Raw genomic sequence first — 17799 nt, forward strand, 5'->3', positions numbered from 1 at the left:
TCCGTCTTTTATTGCTTGGGGATATAACCCGTGATTTCCAGGCCGTAGCCCGCCATGCTGGGCATGCGGCGGGGCTGCCCCATGAGCTGCATCCTGCTCACGCCCAGTTCGCGCAGGATCTGCGCCCCGACGCCATAGGTGCGCAGGTCCATGCGACCACGCTCCGGCGCCTGGGCCGAGCGGGCCTTGCCTTCGAACTGGTTCAGCAACTGCTCGCCGGACTCGCTGCAGTTGAGCAGGACGGCCACGCCCTGGCCGTTGCCGTTGATGTATCTGAGGCTTTCGTCCAGGCACCAGGAATGCTGGCTGCGGCCGATCTCGAGCGCATCGAGCACCGATAGCGGTTCATGCACGCGCACGGGCACGGTGGTGTCGGGCTGCCACTCGCCCTTGACCAGCGCGAGGTGGACCGAGCCGCTGGGGACATCTCGGAAGGCATGGGCGATGAATTCGCCATGGGCTGTTTGCAGAGGGCGGCTGCCCACTTTCTGCAGCAGCGACTCGTTGCGGCTGCGGTATTCGATGAGGTCGGCAATCGTGCCGATCTTGATGCCGTGCTCGGCGCAGAACAGCTGCAGATCGGGCAGTCGGGCCATGGTGCCGTCGTCCTTCATGATCTCGCAGATCACGGCCGAGGGGGTGCAGCCGGCCAGCGCGGCGAGATCGCAACCGGCTTCGGTGTGGCCGGCGCGCATGAGCACGCCGCCATCGACGGCCTGCAGCGGGAAGACATGGCCGGGTTGCACCAGATCGCTGGGCTGGCTGTTCTTGTTCACGGCCACCTGGATGGTGCGTGCGCGGTCGGCGGCAGAGATGCCGGTGGTCACGCCTTCGGCGGCTTCGATGGAGATGGTGAAGGCCGTGCTGTACACGGTGCCGTTGCGCGCGGCCATGGGCGGCAGCTTGAGGAATTCGCAGCGCTCACGGGTCAGCGTCAGGCAGATCAGGCCACGGCCGAAGCGGGCCATGAAGTTGATGGCCTCCGCGGTGACATGGTCGGATGCCAGAACCAGATCGCCTTCGTTCTCACGGTCTTCTTCGTCAACGAGAACGACCATGCGGCCGGCACGCATTTCCGCCACGATGTCTTCGACGGGCGAGATGGGTACAGGTTGGAGGGAGCTGTTCATGGAATGCCTTCTTGGACGTGAACTGGAGGCGATGCACTGCAGTCGGCGGCTGGCGCAAGACACGCACCAGTGAGGCATTGCCGACACCGCCGTGGGCGCAGGCAGGACTTCCAAAGAACGTGTGAGGCGGGGGCCGCCCGGGCGGAGCCGCTTTCAGCAGGGCAGAGCCTTGCGTAAAGTGCTCATTCTATTGCAGAGCGGGCTGTGGGCGCGCGAGCCGACCCTGAAACCATGATGCAGTGCAAGAACGGGGCACAGTTCCAATGCCCGGCATCGAGCAAGAGCCGCACGGGCGGTTGCTCCGCAGCCATGTTGGCATTCCCTTTGGGGGAAGCGGCAAGGCCGCTCAGGGGGCTCAACACGCATGGTCCCTGAGCACTACATCGCTGTCGGGATAGGCACAGCAGGGCAGCACATAGCCTTCGGCTTTTTCCTCGCGGGTCAACCCCGGCCATTCGATGTCGTAGTGCACGCTGCCCGACACCAGCTGTCCCATGCAGGTCCTGCAGGTACCGTTGCGGCAGGAGCTGGGCCAGTTCACGCCGCCGCTCTCCAGGGAGTCCAGCAGGGACTGGTCGGCCCAGGCGTCGACCTGCTGGCCGCTGGGATCGCATTTGGCAATGAAGAAGGGGGGGGCAAATGCAGAGTCGTTCGACATGAGGCGCTGTGGTGATGCTTGGCAAAACCCGTTGTTGTAGCCGGTTTGCCAAGGCCGTGGGCCCGGTGCGGATTGCCTGTTTTTTCAGCGCCTGACAATGAACCTTTTGAAATCAATGACTTGCGTGACTTATTCATGGGGCGGGTGCAGTTGTTCACAAGGATGTCCAGCGTAGGACGGGATAAGTGGTCCTCTGTCGGAGGCGGTCTGGTCAAAAAACAGGCAGTTTGAAAAATCCTTGAAAAATCAATCGCTTGAAGCACTGCTGCAAAAGCTATTCAGGCTTGTCCACAGGCTTGTTGAGCAAAATTGGGGGAAAGCACGACGCTTGTGGATGAATGATTTCTGTTGAAAAAATATAGCTTTTAGCGCTGTCACTAAGTGAGATTCTTGTTGCTTGTTGAGTAAAAACATTGCGGGGGATGCGCGAAGTGCTTTCAATTCAGTAGCAATCTCCAGACTTACCCGCAGGCAGTCGCAAACGCAACGTTGCGCTGCAGCATGGGCGCTTAAAGTGATTGCATCAATGCACAAGCAAGGAGCAAGACATCATGGCAATGGATTTTCAAGGTCGAGTGGCCATCGTGACGGGAGCGGGTGGCGGTCTGGGGCGCCTGCATGCGCTGGCCCTGGCCCGGCGCGGCGCCAAGGTGGTGGTCAACGATCTGGGAGGCGCGGTGGACGGCTCGGGCGCTTCGGCCACTGCAGCGCAGCAGGTGGTGGATGAAATCCGTGCGGCGGGCGGCGAGGCGATGGCCAACGCGGCCTCGGTGACCGATTTCGAGGCCGTGCAGGCCATGGTCCTGCAGGCCGTCAATGCCTGGGGTCGCGTGGACATTCTGGTCAACAACGCCGGCATTCTGCGCGACAAGAGCTTTGCCAAGATGGACATGGCGGACTTCCGCCTGGTGGTCGACGTGCATCTGATGGGTGCTGCCAATTGCTGCAAGGCGGTCTGGCCCTATATGCAGGAGCAGAACTATGGCCGCATCGTGATGACGACCTCGTCCACGGGTCTCTATGGCAATTTCGGCCAGGCCAACTACGGCGCAGCCAAGCTGGCCCAGGTGGGCCTGATGCAGACGCTGGCCATCGAAGGCGCCAAGCACAATATCCGGGTCAACGCGCTGGCCCCCACGGCCGCCACGCGCATGACGGCGGGGCTGCTGCCCGAGCCCGTGCTGGAGGCCTTGAAGCCGGAGGCCGTGGTGCCCGCCATGCTGGTGCTGGCCCACGAGAGCGCACCCACGCGGACCATCGTCTGCGCCGGTGCCGGCGGCTTCGAAGCCGCGCACATCACCATGACCGAGGGCATTTATCTGGGTATGGGCGAGACCGTCCCCGAAGAGCTGGCCGAGCGTCTGGCCGAAGTCACCGCCAGTGAAGGACAGCAGATACCGGCCAGCGGCTCCGTCCAGGGACAGGTGGAGGTCGGCAAGGCCATGAAAGCCCACGGGCATTGATCGGCATCAGGCAATCGCATTTTCTGACCCTTTCAAGCGGCAGGCTCGGCGGCCATTTGCGATTAGCACAGCTGAAAAAAGCCCTCCCGCAAGGGCTTTTTCTGTTGTGGAGTGAGCATGCGCTCATGTCGGGGCGTCGGATAAGCTGACGGATTTCTGGCAACGGCCGTGGCGGGCAGTGGCTCAACAGGCCGAAAAACGTGGTTAAGCGGCCAGCCGCCCTCGCGTTGTGCCTTGTTTCTCTATCATTCGCCGTCTGGGCGCGATTGGGCAGACGCAGTTTGTCGTCAGCGTCTTCACTAAGAAGGTAAGAACAATGAAGACATCGCAGGCCGCCGTGAATATGCCCACTGCTGAAAGGCTGCTGGGCATTCGTCGCGGCATCGAGAAAGAGGGGCTGCGGGCACTGGCCACGGGCTCGCTCGCCCTGACGCCACACCCGGCGGAGCTGGGCTCGGCGCTCACGCACCCGCACATCACCACCGATTACAGCGAGTCCCAGCTGGAACTCATCACCGGGGCACGCCTGGGCGTCGAGGAATGTCTGGACGAGCTGACCGAAGTCCATCAGTTCGTGCTGCGCAACCTCAGCGAAAGCGGCGAGCTGATGTGGAACTCCAGCATGCCTTGCCGCCTGCCCACGGACGAGACGATTCCGCTGGGCCGCTATGGCAGCTCGCATTCGGGCCGCTCCAAGAGCGTATACCGCATGGGGCTGGGTCACCGCTATGGCCGCCGCATGCAGACCATCTCGGGAATCCATTACAACTGGTCGCTGCCCGGCGTGAGCAGCGATCAGTACTTTGCGCTGATCCGCAACTTCCGTCGCAATGCGTTTGTGCTGCTGTATCTGTACGGCGCCTCTCCCGCGCTGTGTCCGTGTTTTGTCGAAGGGCGCGAGCATCGCCTGCAGCCGCTGGGCGACGGCAGGAATGCGCTGTATCTGCCCTATGCCACTTCGTTGCGCATGGGGCGCCTGGGCTATCAGAGCGATGCGCAGTCCAGCATCAATGTCAGCTACAACGGGCTCGACGGCTATGCGGATTCGCTGCACGAGGCGCTGACCCGCCCCTATCCGGCCTACGAGCAACTGGGCGTGCGAAATCCCGGTGGCGACTACAACCAGCTCGGCACGGGTCTGCTGCAGATCGAGAACGAGTTCTACGGCACCATCCGCCCCAAGCGCACCGTCAAGAGCGGCGAGCGCCCGCTGCATGCGCTGCGCGAGCGCGGCGTGGAATACGTGGAAGTGCGGCTCATGGACATCGATCCCTATGAAACCGTGGGCATTGCGCCGGCCACCATGCGCATGATCGATGTTTTCCTGCTGCATTGCCTGCACAGCGACAGCCCCGACGACACGCCCCAGGAAATCGTCGATCTCAAGCACAACCAGCATCTGGCTGCGGAACAGGGCCGCGAGCCCGGCCTGATGCTGGTGCGCAACGGCCGGCAGGTGCTGCTGACCGACTGGGCGCAGGACGTGCTGGAGCAATGCCGCCCCTATGCCCAGGCACTGGATGCCGCGCACGGCAGCAGCGATTACAGCGCCGCGCTGGAGCAGGCCCTGGGCCGTGTGCAGAATGCCCAGTCCACGCCTTCGGCCCATGTGCTGCGGGATCTCACCGGCGCCTATGGCAACCATTTCATCGACTTCATGACCGCGCAGTCCGCCAAGGCGCGCGACGCTTTGCTGGCCATGCCCTGGACGGCCGAGCAGCAGGCCCGCTACGAGCAGATGAGCCAGGACTCTGTGATCGCCCAGCAGGCCATCGAGGCCGCCGACACCATGACGTTCGAAGAGTGGCGTCAGCGCTATATGGATCCCGCCAGCCTGCGCTGATTCCCTGGATTCAGACCCTGGAAGCGCTTGTGGCCTGCGGGTTGCAAGCGCTTTTCTGCTGGTGCGCACCGTGATGTCACAGACCCGTCATCTGTGTTTCATATCGTAACGGTCGGCGGGGCACTGCGCTCCGCGCTTGATCGGCGGTGTGCTCATGTTGTTGAAGAATTTCCAGAACCTTTCGGTGGCTCGCAAGATGTGGGCCTTGTTCCTGGGTCTGTTGCTGTGCAATGTGCTGGTGGCAGGCGGACTGTTCAGCTATCTGCAAAATGTGGAGCAGCGGGTCAGCGCCGCAGTCCAGGCCACGGACAAGCGCATCAATCTTGCGCTGCGCTGGCAGGCACTGACCTTGCAGAGCGTGGAGGCTGCGCTGGCCAGCGTGCTTTCGTCGGAAGAGCATCTGATCGCGCAGTTGTCCCGGAAGGCGCGCGGGCTGATGCAGCAGGCAGCGGGCCTGCAGCAGCAGGTGCAGGCCGATGCACAGACCGAGCTGGATCGGGGCGGCCTGGCCCGGGTGGAGCAGGAGCGCAAGGCCGTGCTCGATATCTATGACAAAGCCTACCAGGCGCGGGACCTGGGCAAGGCCTGGGAGGCGCAGCAACTGGTGGACGAGCAGCTCATTCCGGCTTCCAGGCGCTATGTCAAGGCTCAGGATGCCTTTATCGAGGCCCAGCAGCAGCAGCGACTGGATGCAGAACGGCAGGGGCGCGCGCAAACCGCCGTCGCCAAGCGCATGGCCGTCGGCGTGGGCCTTTTCATGGGCCTGGTGGGGGCGCTGCTGTCGCTGGCGACGATTCGCTCCATCACCACGCCCTTGTGCGAGGCCGTGCAACTGGCTCAGACGATTGCGGCGGGGGATCTGAGCTTCGCGCCGCCGGCGACAGGACGCAGTGACGAGCTGGGGCGGCTCATGCAGTCGCTGGCACTGATGACGCGGCAGTTGCGCGGCCTGGTGGGCGAGGTGCAGGGCGGTGTGGAAGCCGTGGCCGCTGCCTCCAGCCAGATGGCGCAGGACAACAGCGACCTCTCCGAGCGCACGGCCCATGCGGCAGAGCAGCTCAAGGCCACGGTCAGCAGCATAGAGAACATGGTCACCCTGGTCACCCATTCGGCCGACAGTGCGCGCCATGCCGACCAGAGTGCGCGCAGCGTGGCCGAGGCGGCGGCCAGCGGCGGCAGCGTGGTGCAGGAGGTGGTGCGCAACATGGAGCACATGGCGCAAAGCAGCCAGCAGGTGGCTGCCATCGTGGGCGTGATCGACGGGATCGCCTTCCAGACGAATATCCTGGCGCTCAATGCCGCCGTGGAGGCCGCGCGGGCGGGCAGCCAGGGCCGCGGCTTTGCCGTGGTGGCGGCCGAGGTGCGCGAACTCGCCCAGCGCAGTGCCGAAGCGGCAAAGCAGATACGCCAGCTCATGGAGCATTCCACCCGGCAGATGAAGTCGGGCCAGACGCTTGCGCTGCAGGCCGGTCAGCGCATGGAGCATATCGTGCGCGACGTGCACACGGTCAGTGGTCTGATCGCATCGATCACCGAAGCGGCACAGGCGCAGAACCAGGGGATTGCCCAGATCAGCGAGGCGGTGCAGGCGCTGGATCACATGACCAGCCAGAACGCGGGTCTGGTGGCGGAATCCAGTGCGGCTGCGCGCGAGCTATTCCATCAGGCGCAAAGACTGGAGGCCGGGGCAGGGCGCTTCCGTGTCAGCGAGCAGTCCGCAGGCACGGAGGTTGTCGATATCGGTTTCGAGGCGGCCGTGAGTGATAAAGCCCATCCGCGCAGCCTGCCGGCACTGGAAGCCGAAATGGCGTGAGGGCGGGTGGCCCGGTTTCAGCCTGATGCCAGGGCTTCGGCCGCATCTTCCAGCCAGAAAGACAGCGCGCCGTAATAACCTTCCCACACGCAGCCGTTGCAGCCGCGTCCACAGCAGCTCGTGGGCTCGGGCGGCGGCTGTCGCAGCGTCAATGCCGCTGCCGCAGCGCGCTGCTGCCACAGCGCAATCTGGCGGCGCGCCTCGGTCAGGGGCTGCAGCAGGGCCGTGTCGCTCATTTCCTGAAGCGAACCCAGAGAAACTGGCCGATGAAGACCAGACCCAGCACCAGAGCAAACCAGCCCACGATATGGGACTGGGCAAACAGCTGGGCGATGCCGCTTTCGGGCTTGAGCACCGGCGCCAGCAAGATGATGATGCCGATCAGCGCAATCGTCAGGCCTTTGATCAGGATTTCGTTGCGGGATTTGGGCTTTTTGGGAGCGGAAGGCAGGGGCATAAGCGGGCAGGCAGGTCAGAAAGGCAGAGGCAGATTATCCTTGCGCGCCTGAATTCACCGACATAAAAGGGTGTTTGAGCCGATTGCGTGCCCACACCCCGCACAACAAGAAGGATCTGCGCTATGGCCATCCAATGGTTTCCCGGTCACATGCATCTGACGCGTCAGGCCATCATGGAGCGCGTCAAGGAAATCGATGTGGTCATCGAGGTTCTGGATGCCCGCCTTCCCGGCTCCAGCGCCAATCCCCTGCTGCAGGAGATGACAGGCCACAAGCCGCGCCTGAAGATACTCAACAAGCAGGACATGGCCGATCCGGTCCAGACCAAGGCCTGGATGGACTGGTACAACGCCCAGAGCGAGACGCGCGCCATTGCGCTGGATGCCTCGGAGCCTGCGCCCACCAGGCGCCTGATCGAGCAGTGCAAGCTGCTGGCTCCCGCGCGCGGCGGTCTGGCCAAGCCCATGCGTGTGCTGATCTGCGGCGTGCCCAATGTGGGCAAATCCACGCTGATCAACTCCATGAGCGGCAAGACCCAGGCCAAGACCGGCAACGAGGCCGGCGTGACCAAGCTGGAGCAGCGTATCGTGCTGGCCGACGATTTCTACCTCTGGGATACGCCGGGCATGCTGTGGCCGCGCATCATCGTGGAAAAAAGCGGCTACAACCTGGCCGCCAGCGGCGCTGTGGGGCGCAATGCCTACGACGAAGACCTGGTGGCGCTGGAACTGCTGCTGTATTTGCAGACGCACTACGCCCCCATGCTGGAGGCGCGCTACAAGCTGGGCATTTCGGCCGAGGAGATCGCTGCCCTGCACGATGACGAGTTGCTGACCTTGATCGGCAAGAAGCGCGGAGCCGTCATGAGCGGCGGCCGCGTGAATCTGCAGAAGGCGGCCGAGCTGGTGCTGACGGACTTCCGCGATGTGAGCATTGGCCGCATCACGCTGGAGACGCCGGCCGAGTTCGAGGCCTGGCTTGCCGAGGGTCAGCAAAAGGATGCGGAGCGCCAGGCCAGGAAGGATGCCCAGACCAAGGCGCGCCGCAGTGCGCGCCGCCAGCAGCGCTGACCGTTGGGTGATCTCCACGCTCCAGGCGCTATCGGTCGCCCCACTGGGCAGGCACTGCGCGCAGGTTTTCTGAATCGGCCTTGTCTGGACGATTGAACAAATTGGCAACTGCCCCTAGCATTCATCATTCGGTCTGAATGCTGAAGGGCTTGCATGCGGCGTCATTTTGTCGAGGCCAGATATCGGTTGCCCATGCGTCGCATGGTGTGGCTGGGCTGTGTCTGGATGTGGGTGCTGGGCGCCGTGATGAGTCTGGTCTGGTTGCTGGCTCCGGCGGTGGACGACATCGACCTGGCCTTGTCCGGCGGCGTCATGCTGCTGTCGCTGATCTGCATGGGGTTGGCCAAGGCCCGGAAATGGGCCGGGGCCGTGTACGGTTTTGTCTGGGGCAACTGGCTGCTGAGCCTGCTCTGGGCCTGGCACACGGGAGGGCTTCATGGACCGGCCGTGATGGCTTTTCCGGCCTGGCTGGTCGTTGCGGTCTGGGTACAGGGCACGCGTGCCGCCCTGGCGATGCTGGGCCTGTCCTCTCTCGTCGTCGCCGCCCTGTGGTGGATGACACCCGGGAGCGGCCTGCCGGCTGCGGCGCTGTCGGCAACCGAGCATCTGCTGTCGCTGATCCAGGTCCTGGGCATGATGATGCTGGTGCTCATTATTTGCCTGCAGGCCAGGGCCAGCCTGGGGCGACGCGTGCAGAAAAGCCTGGAAACGCTGGCTGCGCTGGAGGCCAGCCAGAACGAACTGCGCAAGTTCTTCCGGGCAGTGGAGCAGAACCCGGAGAGCATCGTCATCACCGATCCCCAGTTGAAGGTCGTGTATGTCAACGAGGCCTTTCTGACCCGCTCGGGCTATGCGCGCGAGCAGGTGCTCGGTCAGTCGACCGAGCTGGTCTCCACCATGGGCATGGATCGCAGTCAGCGTCAGCGCGCGCTCAAGCAGCTGTCCACGGGCGCGCTCTGGCGCGGAGAGATGACCAATCGCACGAGCAAGGGCGAGGCCTTGCGCGAATCGGTGCTGGTGACGCCGATTCGCACGCCGCAGGGCGAGGTCGCCAATTATGTGGAACTCAAGCGAGATCTCTCCGAGCGTGTACTGGCCGAGCGCCGCATCCACGACCTGGTCTATCTGGACCCGCTCACGGGGCTTCCCAACCGCCACTCGCTGACCCTGCATCTGCGTGAGCTGAACCTGGCACGCCAGGACGCCTGCCATGGCCTGCTGCTTCTGGATGTGGATCGCTTTTCCGTCTTCAACGACTTGCACGGCATGCAGCACAGCGACGAGCTGGTGCAGGCCATGGGGGCCAGGCTGGTCGAGGTATTGCCCGACGATGCCTGGATTGCGCGTATCCAGGCTGCGGAGTTCGCCATTGTCTTCGACAGCCTGCACAAGCATGCCCAGGGGGTGGAGGAGCAGCTGCAGCAGTACGCGCAGACCTTGAAGAAAGCCTTGCAGAAGCCTTTTTCCCTCAATAGCTGGATCGAGACCGAGTTTGTCAGCTGCTGCATCGGTGGCGCCGTGCTGGAGCCGGCCCTCAAGGGCGGCAACAGCCATGATGTGCTGCGCTTTGCCAGCGTGGCCCTGCATGAGGCAAAGCAGGGCGGGGCGGGGAGCGTGGTGCTGTTCGAGCCGCGCATGGCCCAGGATGTCTACCGGCGTGTTCGCATAGCCAGGGATCTCTACCACGGCATCTCACAGGGGGAGTTGCGCCTGTATCTGCAGAGCCAGACCGATGCGCGCGGCCGCTGCGTGGGAGCCGAGGCGCTGGTGCGCTGGCAGCATCCGGAATGGGGGCTGGTCAGCCCGGGGGAGTTCGTTCCGGTGGCCGAGGAGTCCGAACTTATCGTGCGACTGGGCGACTGGGTGCTGCGTCAGGCCTGCATGCTGCTGGCCAGGCCGGCCATGGTCGAACGCGGCCTGCGTCTGTCGGTCAACGTCAGTGCCCAGCAGTTCGGGCATGAGGACTTCATGTCCACCCTGGACAAGATCCTGAGAGAGAGCGGTGCCAATGCGCGCCAGCTGACGCTGGAGATCACCGAAGGCACTTTGCTGCGGGACCTGGATCAGGCGCGCCGGCGCATGCTGGCATTGCGCGGCCTGGGCATCGAGATTTCTCTCGACGACTTCGGGACCGGCTATTCCAGCATGTACAGCCTGCAGCATCTGCCGATTCAGGAACTCAAGATCGACAGGAGCTTCGTCAGTGGCAGCCATCGCTCCGAAAAGGACGCGGCCCTGGTGGAGGCCATGCTGCTGGTGGCGCACCGCTTGCAGCTGCGCGTGGTGGCCGAAGGCGTGGAGCTGTCCGAGCAGGTGCTGCAGCTGACGCGATGGAACCCGGACATCTTGCTGCAGGGCATGCTGCTCGGCATGCCCATGCCGCAGCAGCAGTGGCAGGCCGAGGTACTGGGTGAACCCGGCGAGGATGCCGGGATGTGAAAAAGCCCTCATCCCCTGGCGGGTGAGGGCTTTCGGCGATGAATGGCGCGGTGGCCGGAGATGATCAGGCGGCCGGCTGCTCGAAGTAACGGCGCGCCAGCAGGTCCCAGAACCGGGAGCCGCGGCCGATGTTGTCATCGTTGAAGTCGTAGGCCGGATTGTGCAGGCTCACGCCGGGCTGGCCGTTGGCAGGGCCGTTGCCGATCCAGCCATAGGCACCTGGCACGGCCTCGAGCATGAAGCCGAAATCCTCGGAAGTCATGGCGGGCAGCACGTCGTCAAAGGCATTGTCCTCGCCCACCGCTTCGCGCATCACTGCGGCCATGAACCTGGCTTCGCGGGCATGGTTGGTGGTGTTGGGATAGGAGCCGGGGCGCAGCGTGAACTCGGCGGTGCACAGATGTGCCGCAGCCACATGCTCGCTGATGCGCCTGATGCCTTCGATGAACATCTCGCGGGTTTCCTTCTTCAGGGTCCGCACGGTCCCGGCGATGATGGCGTCATCGGGAATGATGTTTTCCACGGTGCCGCTGGTGATCTTGCCCACGGTCAGCACGGCCGAATCCAGGGGGTCGGTGCTGCGTGAGACCAGGGTCTGCAGCTGGCTGACGATGGCGCAGGCCACGGGAATCGGGTCCAGCGTGGTGTGGGGCATGGCTGCGTGGCCACCCTTGCCGTGCACCTTGATCTGGAAGCGCAGGGTGGAGGCCATGATGGGGCCCACTCGCACCGCCATCTGGCCGGCAGGCAGGGAGGGCCAGTTGTGCAGCGCAAACACGGCCTCGCAGGGGAATTGCTCGAACAGGCCGTCATCCATCATGGCCTTGGCGCCGGCGCCGCCCTCTTCGCCGGGCTGGAAGATCAGGTGCACCGTGCCGTCAAAGTCGGGCTGCTGCGCCAGCGTGGTGGCGGCACCCAGCAGCATGGTGGTGTGACCGTCGTGGCCGCAGGCATGCATGCGGCCCTTGTTCTGGCTGATGTGTTCGAAGGTGTTGATTTCCGTGACGGGCAGCGCGTCCATGTCGGCGCGGATGCCGATGCTGCGGCCGGGGTTGTCCTTGCTGCGGCCCTTGCCGTGGATGCTGGCAACGACGCCAGTCTGGCCCAGGCCGCGATGCACGGTCAGACCCAGGGCCATGAGGTACGCGGCGACCTTGTCGCCGGTGCGGTGCTCTTCGTACTTGAGCTCAGGATTGGCATGCAGGTCGCGGCGAAAACTGAGCAGCGTACCGAGGTGAGGAGTGATATCGGGTGTAGATCGCATACAGGGGCCGCGGAGCACCCAGCGCTGTAACTGTCGTGGCAGGCAAGCGTTGCGGGCCTGCCGGTGACCGCAGCATTTCAATAGCAAGACCCCCATCATAGGCGTACGCGAGGAGTGGGGACTTAGGTAGATACCGAAATCAGGGACTTCAGAGCTTGTGCTAACCGGGAAACAAGCAAGCGGTGACTCACCGCGCCCGGTATCCGGGCAGCTCGTGGCACATATGGTGCCCGTCGTGTCTTCGCGCGCCCAGGCATCGGTCGGATGCAGCGGCAATGACCTGGGGGTCGCCTTGCTGTGGCCCGAGCGGCGAAAATACGGGCTTATGACAGCACAGAACGCCAAAATCCCCCTGTTCCAGCAGCTGCTGGTGCGTCCCGATCGCAACGATCCCAATCCCCTCATCCTCTACCATGGTCGTCGCTGCCCCGACGGTTTTGGTGCGGCGCTGGCCGCCTGGCTGTTCTATGAAGGTCAGGCCGAGTTTCGCGGCCTGGACCACGGCGAGATTCAGACGGCCGACGACCTGGGCGAGCTGGCTGGCCGCGCCGTCTATGTGCTGGACTTTGCCTTCGAGCCCGTGCTGATGGCCGAGATCGAGTCGCGGGTGGCCAAGCTCGTGGTGCTGGACCACCACAAGAGCGCGGCCGAGAAGCTTGGCGGCTACCAGTGCCAATGCGGCGTGATCCATTTCGACATGAACAAATCCGGCGCGCGCCTGGCCTGGGAGTTTTTCCAGGCAGACAAGCCTGTGCCCGGCCTGATTCGCTACATCGAGGACCGCGATATCTGGAAATGGGAGTTCCCCGAAAGCGCGGCCTTTCTGGCCGCTCTGGACATGGAGCCCGTGCGCAGTTTCGAGCGCTGGGCCGAAATTGCGGCGTTCACGCCCGAGCAGGAAGCCGTCTACATGGCCCGTGGCGGTGCCATGGACGAGAAATTCCAGAAGCTCTGTGCCGACATCGCCGACGGCGCACAGGTGCTGGTGTTCAACGGCCAGCAAGGCCTGATGGTCAACTGCCCTGGCATGTTCCACAGCCAGGTGGGCGACCTGCTCGCACGCCAGAGCGGCAGCTTTGCCCTGATGTGGCATGCCAATCACAAAGGCACCAAGGTGGGTTTGCGCTCGCGCTCGGAGTTCAACTGCATTCCTCTGGCCGAGAGCTTTGGCGGCGGTGGACATGCCCAGGCCTGCGGCTTCAAGATGGGCAACGAACGTCTGGTGGAATTGCTGCAGGGCGAGCTCAAGGCCGACCCGGAAGCGCAGTACGAGTTTGTGGCGGCACCCAGCCTGCAGTTCGATGAAGAGGGTAAGTGGGTGCGTGCCACGCCTCAGTCGGCGTAGCTGGAAAAATCACGGCCATCAACGCTTGGTATGCAAGCGTTGATGGCATGTTTCATGCCATGGATTGCCAGCCCGGCAGCGCCAGCAGATTTTGCCAGTCCTGCGCTTCCTGCACCTGGGGCAGGACAGACCAGTCGGCCTCGAAGCGCAGGAGCTGGCCGCTCACGGGGTGGGCGATCTCCAGTGCCCTGGCATGCAGCCACAGCCGCTGCTGACCCAGGCGCTCGGCCCACCAGCGGTTCAGCGGACCCTTGCCGTGGGTGGCATCGCCGATGATGGGGTGGGCCACATGCTTGAGGTGGCGGCGGATCTGGTGCCTGCGCCCGGTGGTGGGCAGGGCTTCGACCAGGCTGATGCGGGTCTCGGGGTGCCGGCCGTCCCAGCTTTCGGGCCAGGACAGGCGTGCCAGACAACGTAGGCGCGTGTGCGCCTCCTGCACCGGAGCATCCTCGGGCGCATCGTCGGGCTTGAGGGGATGATCGACTTCCACCGCTTCGGGCAGCCAGCCGCGCACCAGGGCCCGATATTCCTTGCGGGTTTCATGGGCGGCAAAGCGGGCCGCCAAGGCCTGGGCCGCTTCCTTGTTCAGCGCCATGAGCAGCACGCCGCAAGTGCCCTTGTCCAGCCGGTGCACGGGCCAGACGTGGCGGCCCAGCTGGTCGCGCAGCGTCTGCATGACGAAGCGGGTCTCATGCGCATCCAGCCCTGTGCGATGGACCAGCCAGCCGGCGGGTTTGTAGACCGCGACCAGATGCTCGTCCTGCCAGAGGATATGCAAAAAGGGATTGTGGGCGGCGTCGGGCATGAAGAGGGCAGGCAGTACAGGGCGAGCCGCACTCTAGCGCACAGTGCAAAGCTTTGCTGACCAGGGTCTGCCTGCCGGCAGGCCGCGCCTTGGCCGAGAATCGGTGCGGGCCGCTCGACGCCGGCCCATTTTTGGGGACTGCTGCCAGCGCATGACGGATCAGGGCTGGCAGCCAATTGGAGGCTTGATCTTGTGTCTGTGATGTTCAAGGGCGTGGTGGTTTCGGTACTCGCGTCCGTGCTGTTCGCTTCGCTGTATTACCTCTCGCCTTTTCTCGCCCCGCTCGATGGCGAGCAGATCTTTGGCTGGCGCGTGCTGGTGACGCTGCCCTTCACCACGGCCCTGCTGTTCGCCCTCAAGGAGGTGGCGGCGGTACGTGCCTTGCTGGCGCGAGCCCTGGCCCAGCCCCGCTTTGGACTGCTGCTGGTGCTGAGCTCGGCGCTGCTGGGCGTGCAGCTCTGGATTTTCATGTGGGCCCCCATGAACGGACGTGCGCTGCCGGTGTCGCTGGGCTATTTTCTGCTGCCGCTGGTGATGGTCGTGGCCGGGCGCCTGTTGTTCGCCGAACGTCTGACGTTCGGCCAGAGCCTGGCGACGCTGGTGGCGGCTGCGGGCGTGGCACACGAGTTCTGGCAGGCCGGCGGCATGTCCTGGGAGACCTGGGTGGTGGCGCTGGGCTACACGGTGTATTTCTCGCTGCGCCGCTGGCTGCAGACCGATACGCTGGCTGGTCACTGGATCGACATGGCCTTGCTGGTGCCGGTGGCCATCGTCTTCACGCTGCGCTCCCCCGACAGCTGGCCGCTGGTGGCGGGGCATCCGATGCTGTGGGTGTTGCTGCCCTTGCTGGGCATCGTCAGTGCCGTGGCGCTGGCGCTTTACATGATTGCCAGCCGTTGGCTGCCGATGGGCCTGTTCGGACTGCTGTCCTACGTGGAGCCGGCCTTGCTGGTCGTGGTGGCCTGGCTGCTGGGCGAGAGCCTGGAGCCCCGGCAGCAGACCAGCTACGCCCTGATCTTTGCCGCCGTGGTCCTGCTGATCCTTGACGGATTGCTGCATTCATGGCGTAGGCGTTCACACACATCGGACTGAGATCGGCGCAGTGGATGCCCCGGATTGGTGCATCGCAGGGCAATAATCGAGACTTTGTTGTCTTTGAAGGAACTGCTCGTCATGGCACCGACCCCATCCCCCATCCGCGTCGCTATCGTCGGTTACGGCAATCTGGGCCGCGGCGTGGAAGCTGCTGTCGCCAGGAACTCCGATATGCAGCTCAGGGGGATTTACACCCGTCGCGACCCTTCCCGGCTCACGCGCCTGAATGCCGACACGCCCGTGCATCCCATGGAGGCATTGCTGTCGCACAAAGGCCAGGTCGATGTGCTGATTCTCTGCGGCGGCTCCAAGGACGATCTGCCGACGCAGGCACCGGAGCTGGCGGCCCACTTCAATCTGGTCGACAGTTTTGACACCCATGCCCGCATTCCCGAGCACTTTGCCAACGTGGACAAGGCTGCCCGGGGCGGACAGTGCACGGCCCTGATCTCTGCCGGATGGGACCCCGGCATGTTCTCCATCAACCGCGTGCTCGGCGAAGCCCTGCTGCCAGACGGCGCCACCCATACTTTCTGGGGCAAGGGATTGAGCCAGGGCCATTCCGACGCCATCCGCCGCGTCGAAGGCGTGGCAGGCGGCGTGCAGTACACGATTCCCGTTCAAGAGGCTGTCAACCAGGTGCGCTCCGGCCTGCGCCCCGAGCTGTCAACCCGTGAGAAGCACCAGCGTGAATGCCATGTAGTGCTCAAGGAGGGGGCGGATGCCGAAGCTGTGCGCAAGGCCATCGTGGAAATGCCCCATTACTTCGACCAGTACGACACCACGGTCCACTTCATCAGCGCCGAGGAACTGGCCCGCGACCATGCCGGCATGCCCCATGGCGGTTTTGTGATCCGTAGCGGCAATACCAGTTCCGAGAACAGGCAGATGATTGAATACCGTCTGCAACTGGACAGCAACCCCGAGTTCACTGCCAGCGTGCTGGTGGCCTATGCCCGTGCCGTGCACCGCATGGCCCAGACCGGTCAGCATGGCGGCAAGACCGTGTTTGACGTGGCCCCCGGCCTGCTGTCGCCCAAGAGCGCCGAGCAACTGCGTGCCGAGCTGCTGTGAAGCCTTCTTTGCCTCAAGCCAAACAGCCTCGCTGACAGTGCGAGGCGTTTCATGAAACACAGGGCGGCAGCGCTCGCCGAACCCTTGCCGGCAGCGGCAGGTCCTCAGGTGGCAGCGGGATTTTCGATGCCGCTGACGCGCGCTGCATCTTCCAGCCTGTCCACATCGCGCAGCGGCTTGAACAGCGTCATCCATCCGCCCACCACGCCCAGCGTGCACAAGCTGCCGAGTACGGCGGCGGGAACCGCGCCGAGCCAGGAGGCACTGCTGCCCGCGCGGAATTCGCCCAGTTCGTTGGAACTGCCGATGAACAGCATGTTCACCGCATTCACGCGCCCGCGCATGTGGTCGGGCGTGGAAAACTGCACCAGGGCGCCCCGGATGTAGACGCTGACCATATCGGCCGCACCGGCCACGGCCAGGGCCAGCATGGACAGTGCAAACCAGTGCGAGAGCGCAAACACCAGATTGGCCAGTCCGAATACGGCCACGGCCGCGAACATCACCTTGCCCACGCGGCGGTTGATGGGGCGTGAGGCCAGCCATACGCCCATGCAGACCTCGCCCGCAGCCATGGAGGAGCGCAACAGGCCCAGGCCTTGAGGGCCGACCTGCAGCACTTCATGCGCATAGACCGGCAGCAGCGCCACCACACCGCCCAGCAGCACGGCAAACAGGTCGAGGGAGATGGTGCCCAGGATGATGGGGCGCGTGCGCATGAAGTGCAGACCTTCGGCAAAACGCTGCCACATGGTGGTCTGCCCGTCGATGCCGATCCTGGGGCTGGCAAAGCGCACGGGGACCTGGCTCAGCAGGACAGCCCCCACAATCAGAGCGACGCCGCAGACCGCATAGGTCAGCACGCCGCCGCCGAGTGCATAGAGCAGTCCGCCCAGCACGGGCGCCGCAATTGCCGAGATGCGCATCAGCATGCTGTTGGTGGCCAGGGCCTTGGCCAGTTGCTCGCGGGAGACGATCTGCGGCAACAGGCTTTGCAATGCCGGTCCGCTGAAGGCGCGGCTGCAGCCAAACAGCACCAGCACGGCATAAATCCAGTGCACATTGTGTGTTCCGCTGCCGGCCAGCAGCCACAGCAGGCCCGAGCATACCGAGGCCACCAGCCAGCTGATGCCGAGCAGGCGCTTGCGGCTCATGCGGTCGCTGAGGTCGCCGGCAGGAATCAGCAGGCCCGCCATGGGCAGGAACTGTGCCAGACCCACGTACGCCAGAGACAGTGGTTCGCGCGTGATGTCGTAGACCTGCCAGGCCACCACCACGGCCTGCATCTGCTGGGCAAACATGGCCAGCATGCGTGCCAGCACGAAATTGACAAAAGCGGGGT

The 17799-nt window shown here is 64.2% G+C and carries 15 protein-coding genes; 8 read left to right on the forward strand and 7 right to left on the reverse strand.

Features of this window, described 5'->3' with window-relative positions; all coding sequences use genetic code 11:
- Positions 1-8: 8 nt before the first annotated feature.
- Both ribBA and E2583_RS13430 read right to left on the reverse strand, forming a co-directional pair.
- Positions 9-1130, reverse strand: a complete 1122-nt coding sequence (gene ribBA / locus E2583_RS13425; protein WP_291596504.1) for a bifunctional 3,4-dihydroxy-2-butanone-4-phosphate synthase/GTP cyclohydrolase II — start codon at positions 1128-1130, stop codon at positions 9-11.
- A 355-nt stretch (positions 1131-1485) separates the two neighbouring features.
- Complete coding sequence (locus E2583_RS13430; RefSeq protein ID WP_291596505.1) at positions 1486-1788, reverse strand: 2Fe-2S iron-sulfur cluster-binding protein; 303 nt, start codon at positions 1786-1788, stop codon at positions 1486-1488.
- A gap of 551 nt (positions 1789-2339) precedes the next feature.
- Here E2583_RS13430 and E2583_RS13435 point away from each other — a divergent pair.
- From E2583_RS13435 to E2583_RS13445, 3 genes are all read left to right on the forward strand, one after another.
- Positions 2340-3251: an SDR family NAD(P)-dependent oxidoreductase gene (locus E2583_RS13435; RefSeq protein WP_291596506.1), complete on the forward strand. Its 912-nt coding sequence runs from the start codon at positions 2340-2342 to the stop codon at positions 3249-3251.
- Between the two features lie 316 nt (positions 3252-3567).
- Entirely contained in the window at positions 3568-5094 is a 1527-nt protein-coding gene (gshA, locus tag E2583_RS13440) for a glutamate--cysteine ligase (protein ID WP_291596507.1), read from the forward strand.
- A gap of 154 nt (positions 5095-5248) precedes the next feature.
- Positions 5249-6907 carry a methyl-accepting chemotaxis protein gene (locus tag E2583_RS13445; RefSeq protein WP_291596509.1) on the forward strand — a complete coding sequence of 553 codons (1659 nt, stop codon included), beginning with the start codon at positions 5249-5251 and terminating at the stop codon, positions 6905-6907.
- A 17-nt stretch (positions 6908-6924) separates the two neighbouring features.
- Here E2583_RS13445 and E2583_RS13450 read toward each other — a convergent pair whose 3' ends face one another.
- Positions 6925-7143 (reverse strand): oxidoreductase-like domain-containing protein, encoded by a 219-nt coding sequence (locus E2583_RS13450; protein WP_291596511.1) that lies wholly within the window; start codon positions 7141-7143, stop codon positions 6925-6927.
- Positions 7140-7364 carry a hypothetical protein gene (locus tag E2583_RS13455; protein ID WP_291596513.1) on the reverse strand — a complete coding sequence of 75 codons (225 nt, stop codon included), beginning with the start codon at positions 7362-7364 and terminating at the stop codon, positions 7140-7142. Before E2583_RS13455 ends, E2583_RS13450 begins: the two co-directional genes overlap by 4 nt.
- A 123-nt stretch (positions 7365-7487) precedes the next feature.
- Here E2583_RS13455 and ylqF point away from each other — a divergent pair, with 123 nt between their 5' ends.
- Both ylqF and E2583_RS13465 read left to right on the forward strand, forming a co-directional pair.
- A complete protein-coding gene (ylqF, locus tag E2583_RS13460) occupies positions 7488-8435 on the forward strand; it encodes a ribosome biogenesis GTPase YlqF (RefSeq protein WP_291596515.1) in 948 nt (315 codons plus the stop codon).
- 153 nt (positions 8436-8588) lie between these two features.
- Positions 8589-10874 carry a bifunctional diguanylate cyclase/phosphodiesterase gene (locus E2583_RS13465; RefSeq protein ID WP_291596518.1) on the forward strand — a complete coding sequence of 762 codons (2286 nt, stop codon included), beginning with the start codon at positions 8589-8591 and terminating at the stop codon, positions 10872-10874.
- Positions 10875-10938: 64 nt separating this feature from the next.
- Here E2583_RS13465 and E2583_RS13470 read toward each other — a convergent pair whose 3' ends face one another.
- A complete protein-coding gene (locus E2583_RS13470; protein WP_291596519.1) occupies positions 10939-12138 on the reverse strand; it encodes a M20 aminoacylase family protein in 1200 nt (399 codons plus the stop codon).
- 325 nt (positions 12139-12463) lie between these two features.
- Between E2583_RS13470 and E2583_RS13475 the strand changes: the two genes are divergently transcribed.
- Complete coding sequence (locus E2583_RS13475; RefSeq protein WP_291596520.1) at positions 12464-13483, forward strand: phosphoesterase; 1020 nt, start codon at positions 12464-12466, stop codon at positions 13481-13483.
- A 52-nt stretch (positions 13484-13535) separates the two neighbouring features.
- Here the strand turns inward: E2583_RS13475 and E2583_RS13480 are convergent, their stop codons facing one another.
- Positions 13536-14288 (reverse strand): pseudouridine synthase, encoded by a 753-nt coding sequence (locus E2583_RS13480; RefSeq protein WP_291596521.1) that lies wholly within the window; start codon positions 14286-14288, stop codon positions 13536-13538.
- Between the two features lie 201 nt (positions 14289-14489).
- On the opposite strand from E2583_RS13480, the gene rarD reads away from it, so the two are divergent.
- The gene (gene rarD / locus E2583_RS13485; RefSeq protein ID WP_291596529.1) at positions 14490-15380 is read left to right on the forward strand and encodes an EamA family transporter RarD; all 891 of its coding nucleotides are present in this window, start codon (positions 14490-14492) and stop codon (positions 15378-15380) included.
- Between the two features lie 81 nt (positions 15381-15461).
- Entirely contained in the window at positions 15462-16457 is a 996-nt protein-coding gene (locus tag E2583_RS13490) for a diaminopimelate dehydrogenase (RefSeq protein ID WP_291596522.1), read from the forward strand.
- A gap of 104 nt (positions 16458-16561) precedes the next feature.
- Here the strand turns inward: E2583_RS13490 and E2583_RS13495 are convergent.
- A partial coding sequence (locus tag E2583_RS13495) for an MFS transporter (protein WP_291596523.1) occupies positions 16562-17799 on the reverse strand: 1238 nt, incomplete at its 5' end.

The organism is Comamonas sp. (genome assembly GCF_009360615.1).
GTDB lineage: Bacteria > Pseudomonadota > Gammaproteobacteria > Burkholderiales > Burkholderiaceae_C > Comamonas.

Coding starts and splice junctions, on each gene's coding strand:
- ribBA (WP_291596504.1), bottom strand. CDS start 1,130: ATGAACAGCTCCCTCCAACCTGTACCCATCTCGCCCGTCGAAGACATC.
- E2583_RS13430 (WP_291596505.1), bottom strand. CDS start 1,788: ATGTCGAACGACTCTGCATTTGCCCCCCCCTTCTTCATTGCCAAATGC.
- E2583_RS13435 (WP_291596506.1), top strand. CDS start 2,340: ATGGCAATGGATTTTCAAGGTCGAGTGGCCATCGTGACGGGAGCGGGT.
- gshA (WP_291596507.1), top strand. CDS start 3,568: ATGAAGACATCGCAGGCCGCCGTGAATATGCCCACTGCTGAAAGGCTG.
- E2583_RS13445 (WP_291596509.1), top strand. CDS start 5,249: ATGTTGTTGAAGAATTTCCAGAACCTTTCGGTGGCTCGCAAGATGTGG.
- E2583_RS13450 (WP_291596511.1), bottom strand. CDS start 7,143: ATGAGCGACACGGCCCTGCTGCAGCCCCTGACCGAGGCGCGCCGCCAG.
- E2583_RS13455 (WP_291596513.1), bottom strand. CDS start 7,364: ATGCCCCTGCCTTCCGCTCCCAAAAAGCCCAAATCCCGCAACGAAATC.
- ylqF (WP_291596515.1), top strand. CDS start 7,488: ATGGCCATCCAATGGTTTCCCGGTCACATGCATCTGACGCGTCAGGCC.
- E2583_RS13465 (WP_291596518.1), top strand. CDS start 8,589: ATGCGGCGTCATTTTGTCGAGGCCAGATATCGGTTGCCCATGCGTCGC.
- E2583_RS13470 (WP_291596519.1), bottom strand. CDS start 12,138: ATGCGATCTACACCCGATATCACTCCTCACCTCGGTACGCTGCTCAGT.
- E2583_RS13475 (WP_291596520.1), top strand. CDS start 12,464: ATGACAGCACAGAACGCCAAAATCCCCCTGTTCCAGCAGCTGCTGGTG.
- E2583_RS13480 (WP_291596521.1), bottom strand. CDS start 14,288: ATGCCCGACGCCGCCCACAATCCCTTTTTGCATATCCTCTGGCAGGAC.
- rarD (WP_291596529.1), top strand. CDS start 14,490: ATGTTCAAGGGCGTGGTGGTTTCGGTACTCGCGTCCGTGCTGTTCGCT.
- E2583_RS13490 (WP_291596522.1), top strand. CDS start 15,462: ATGGCACCGACCCCATCCCCCATCCGCGTCGCTATCGTCGGTTACGGC.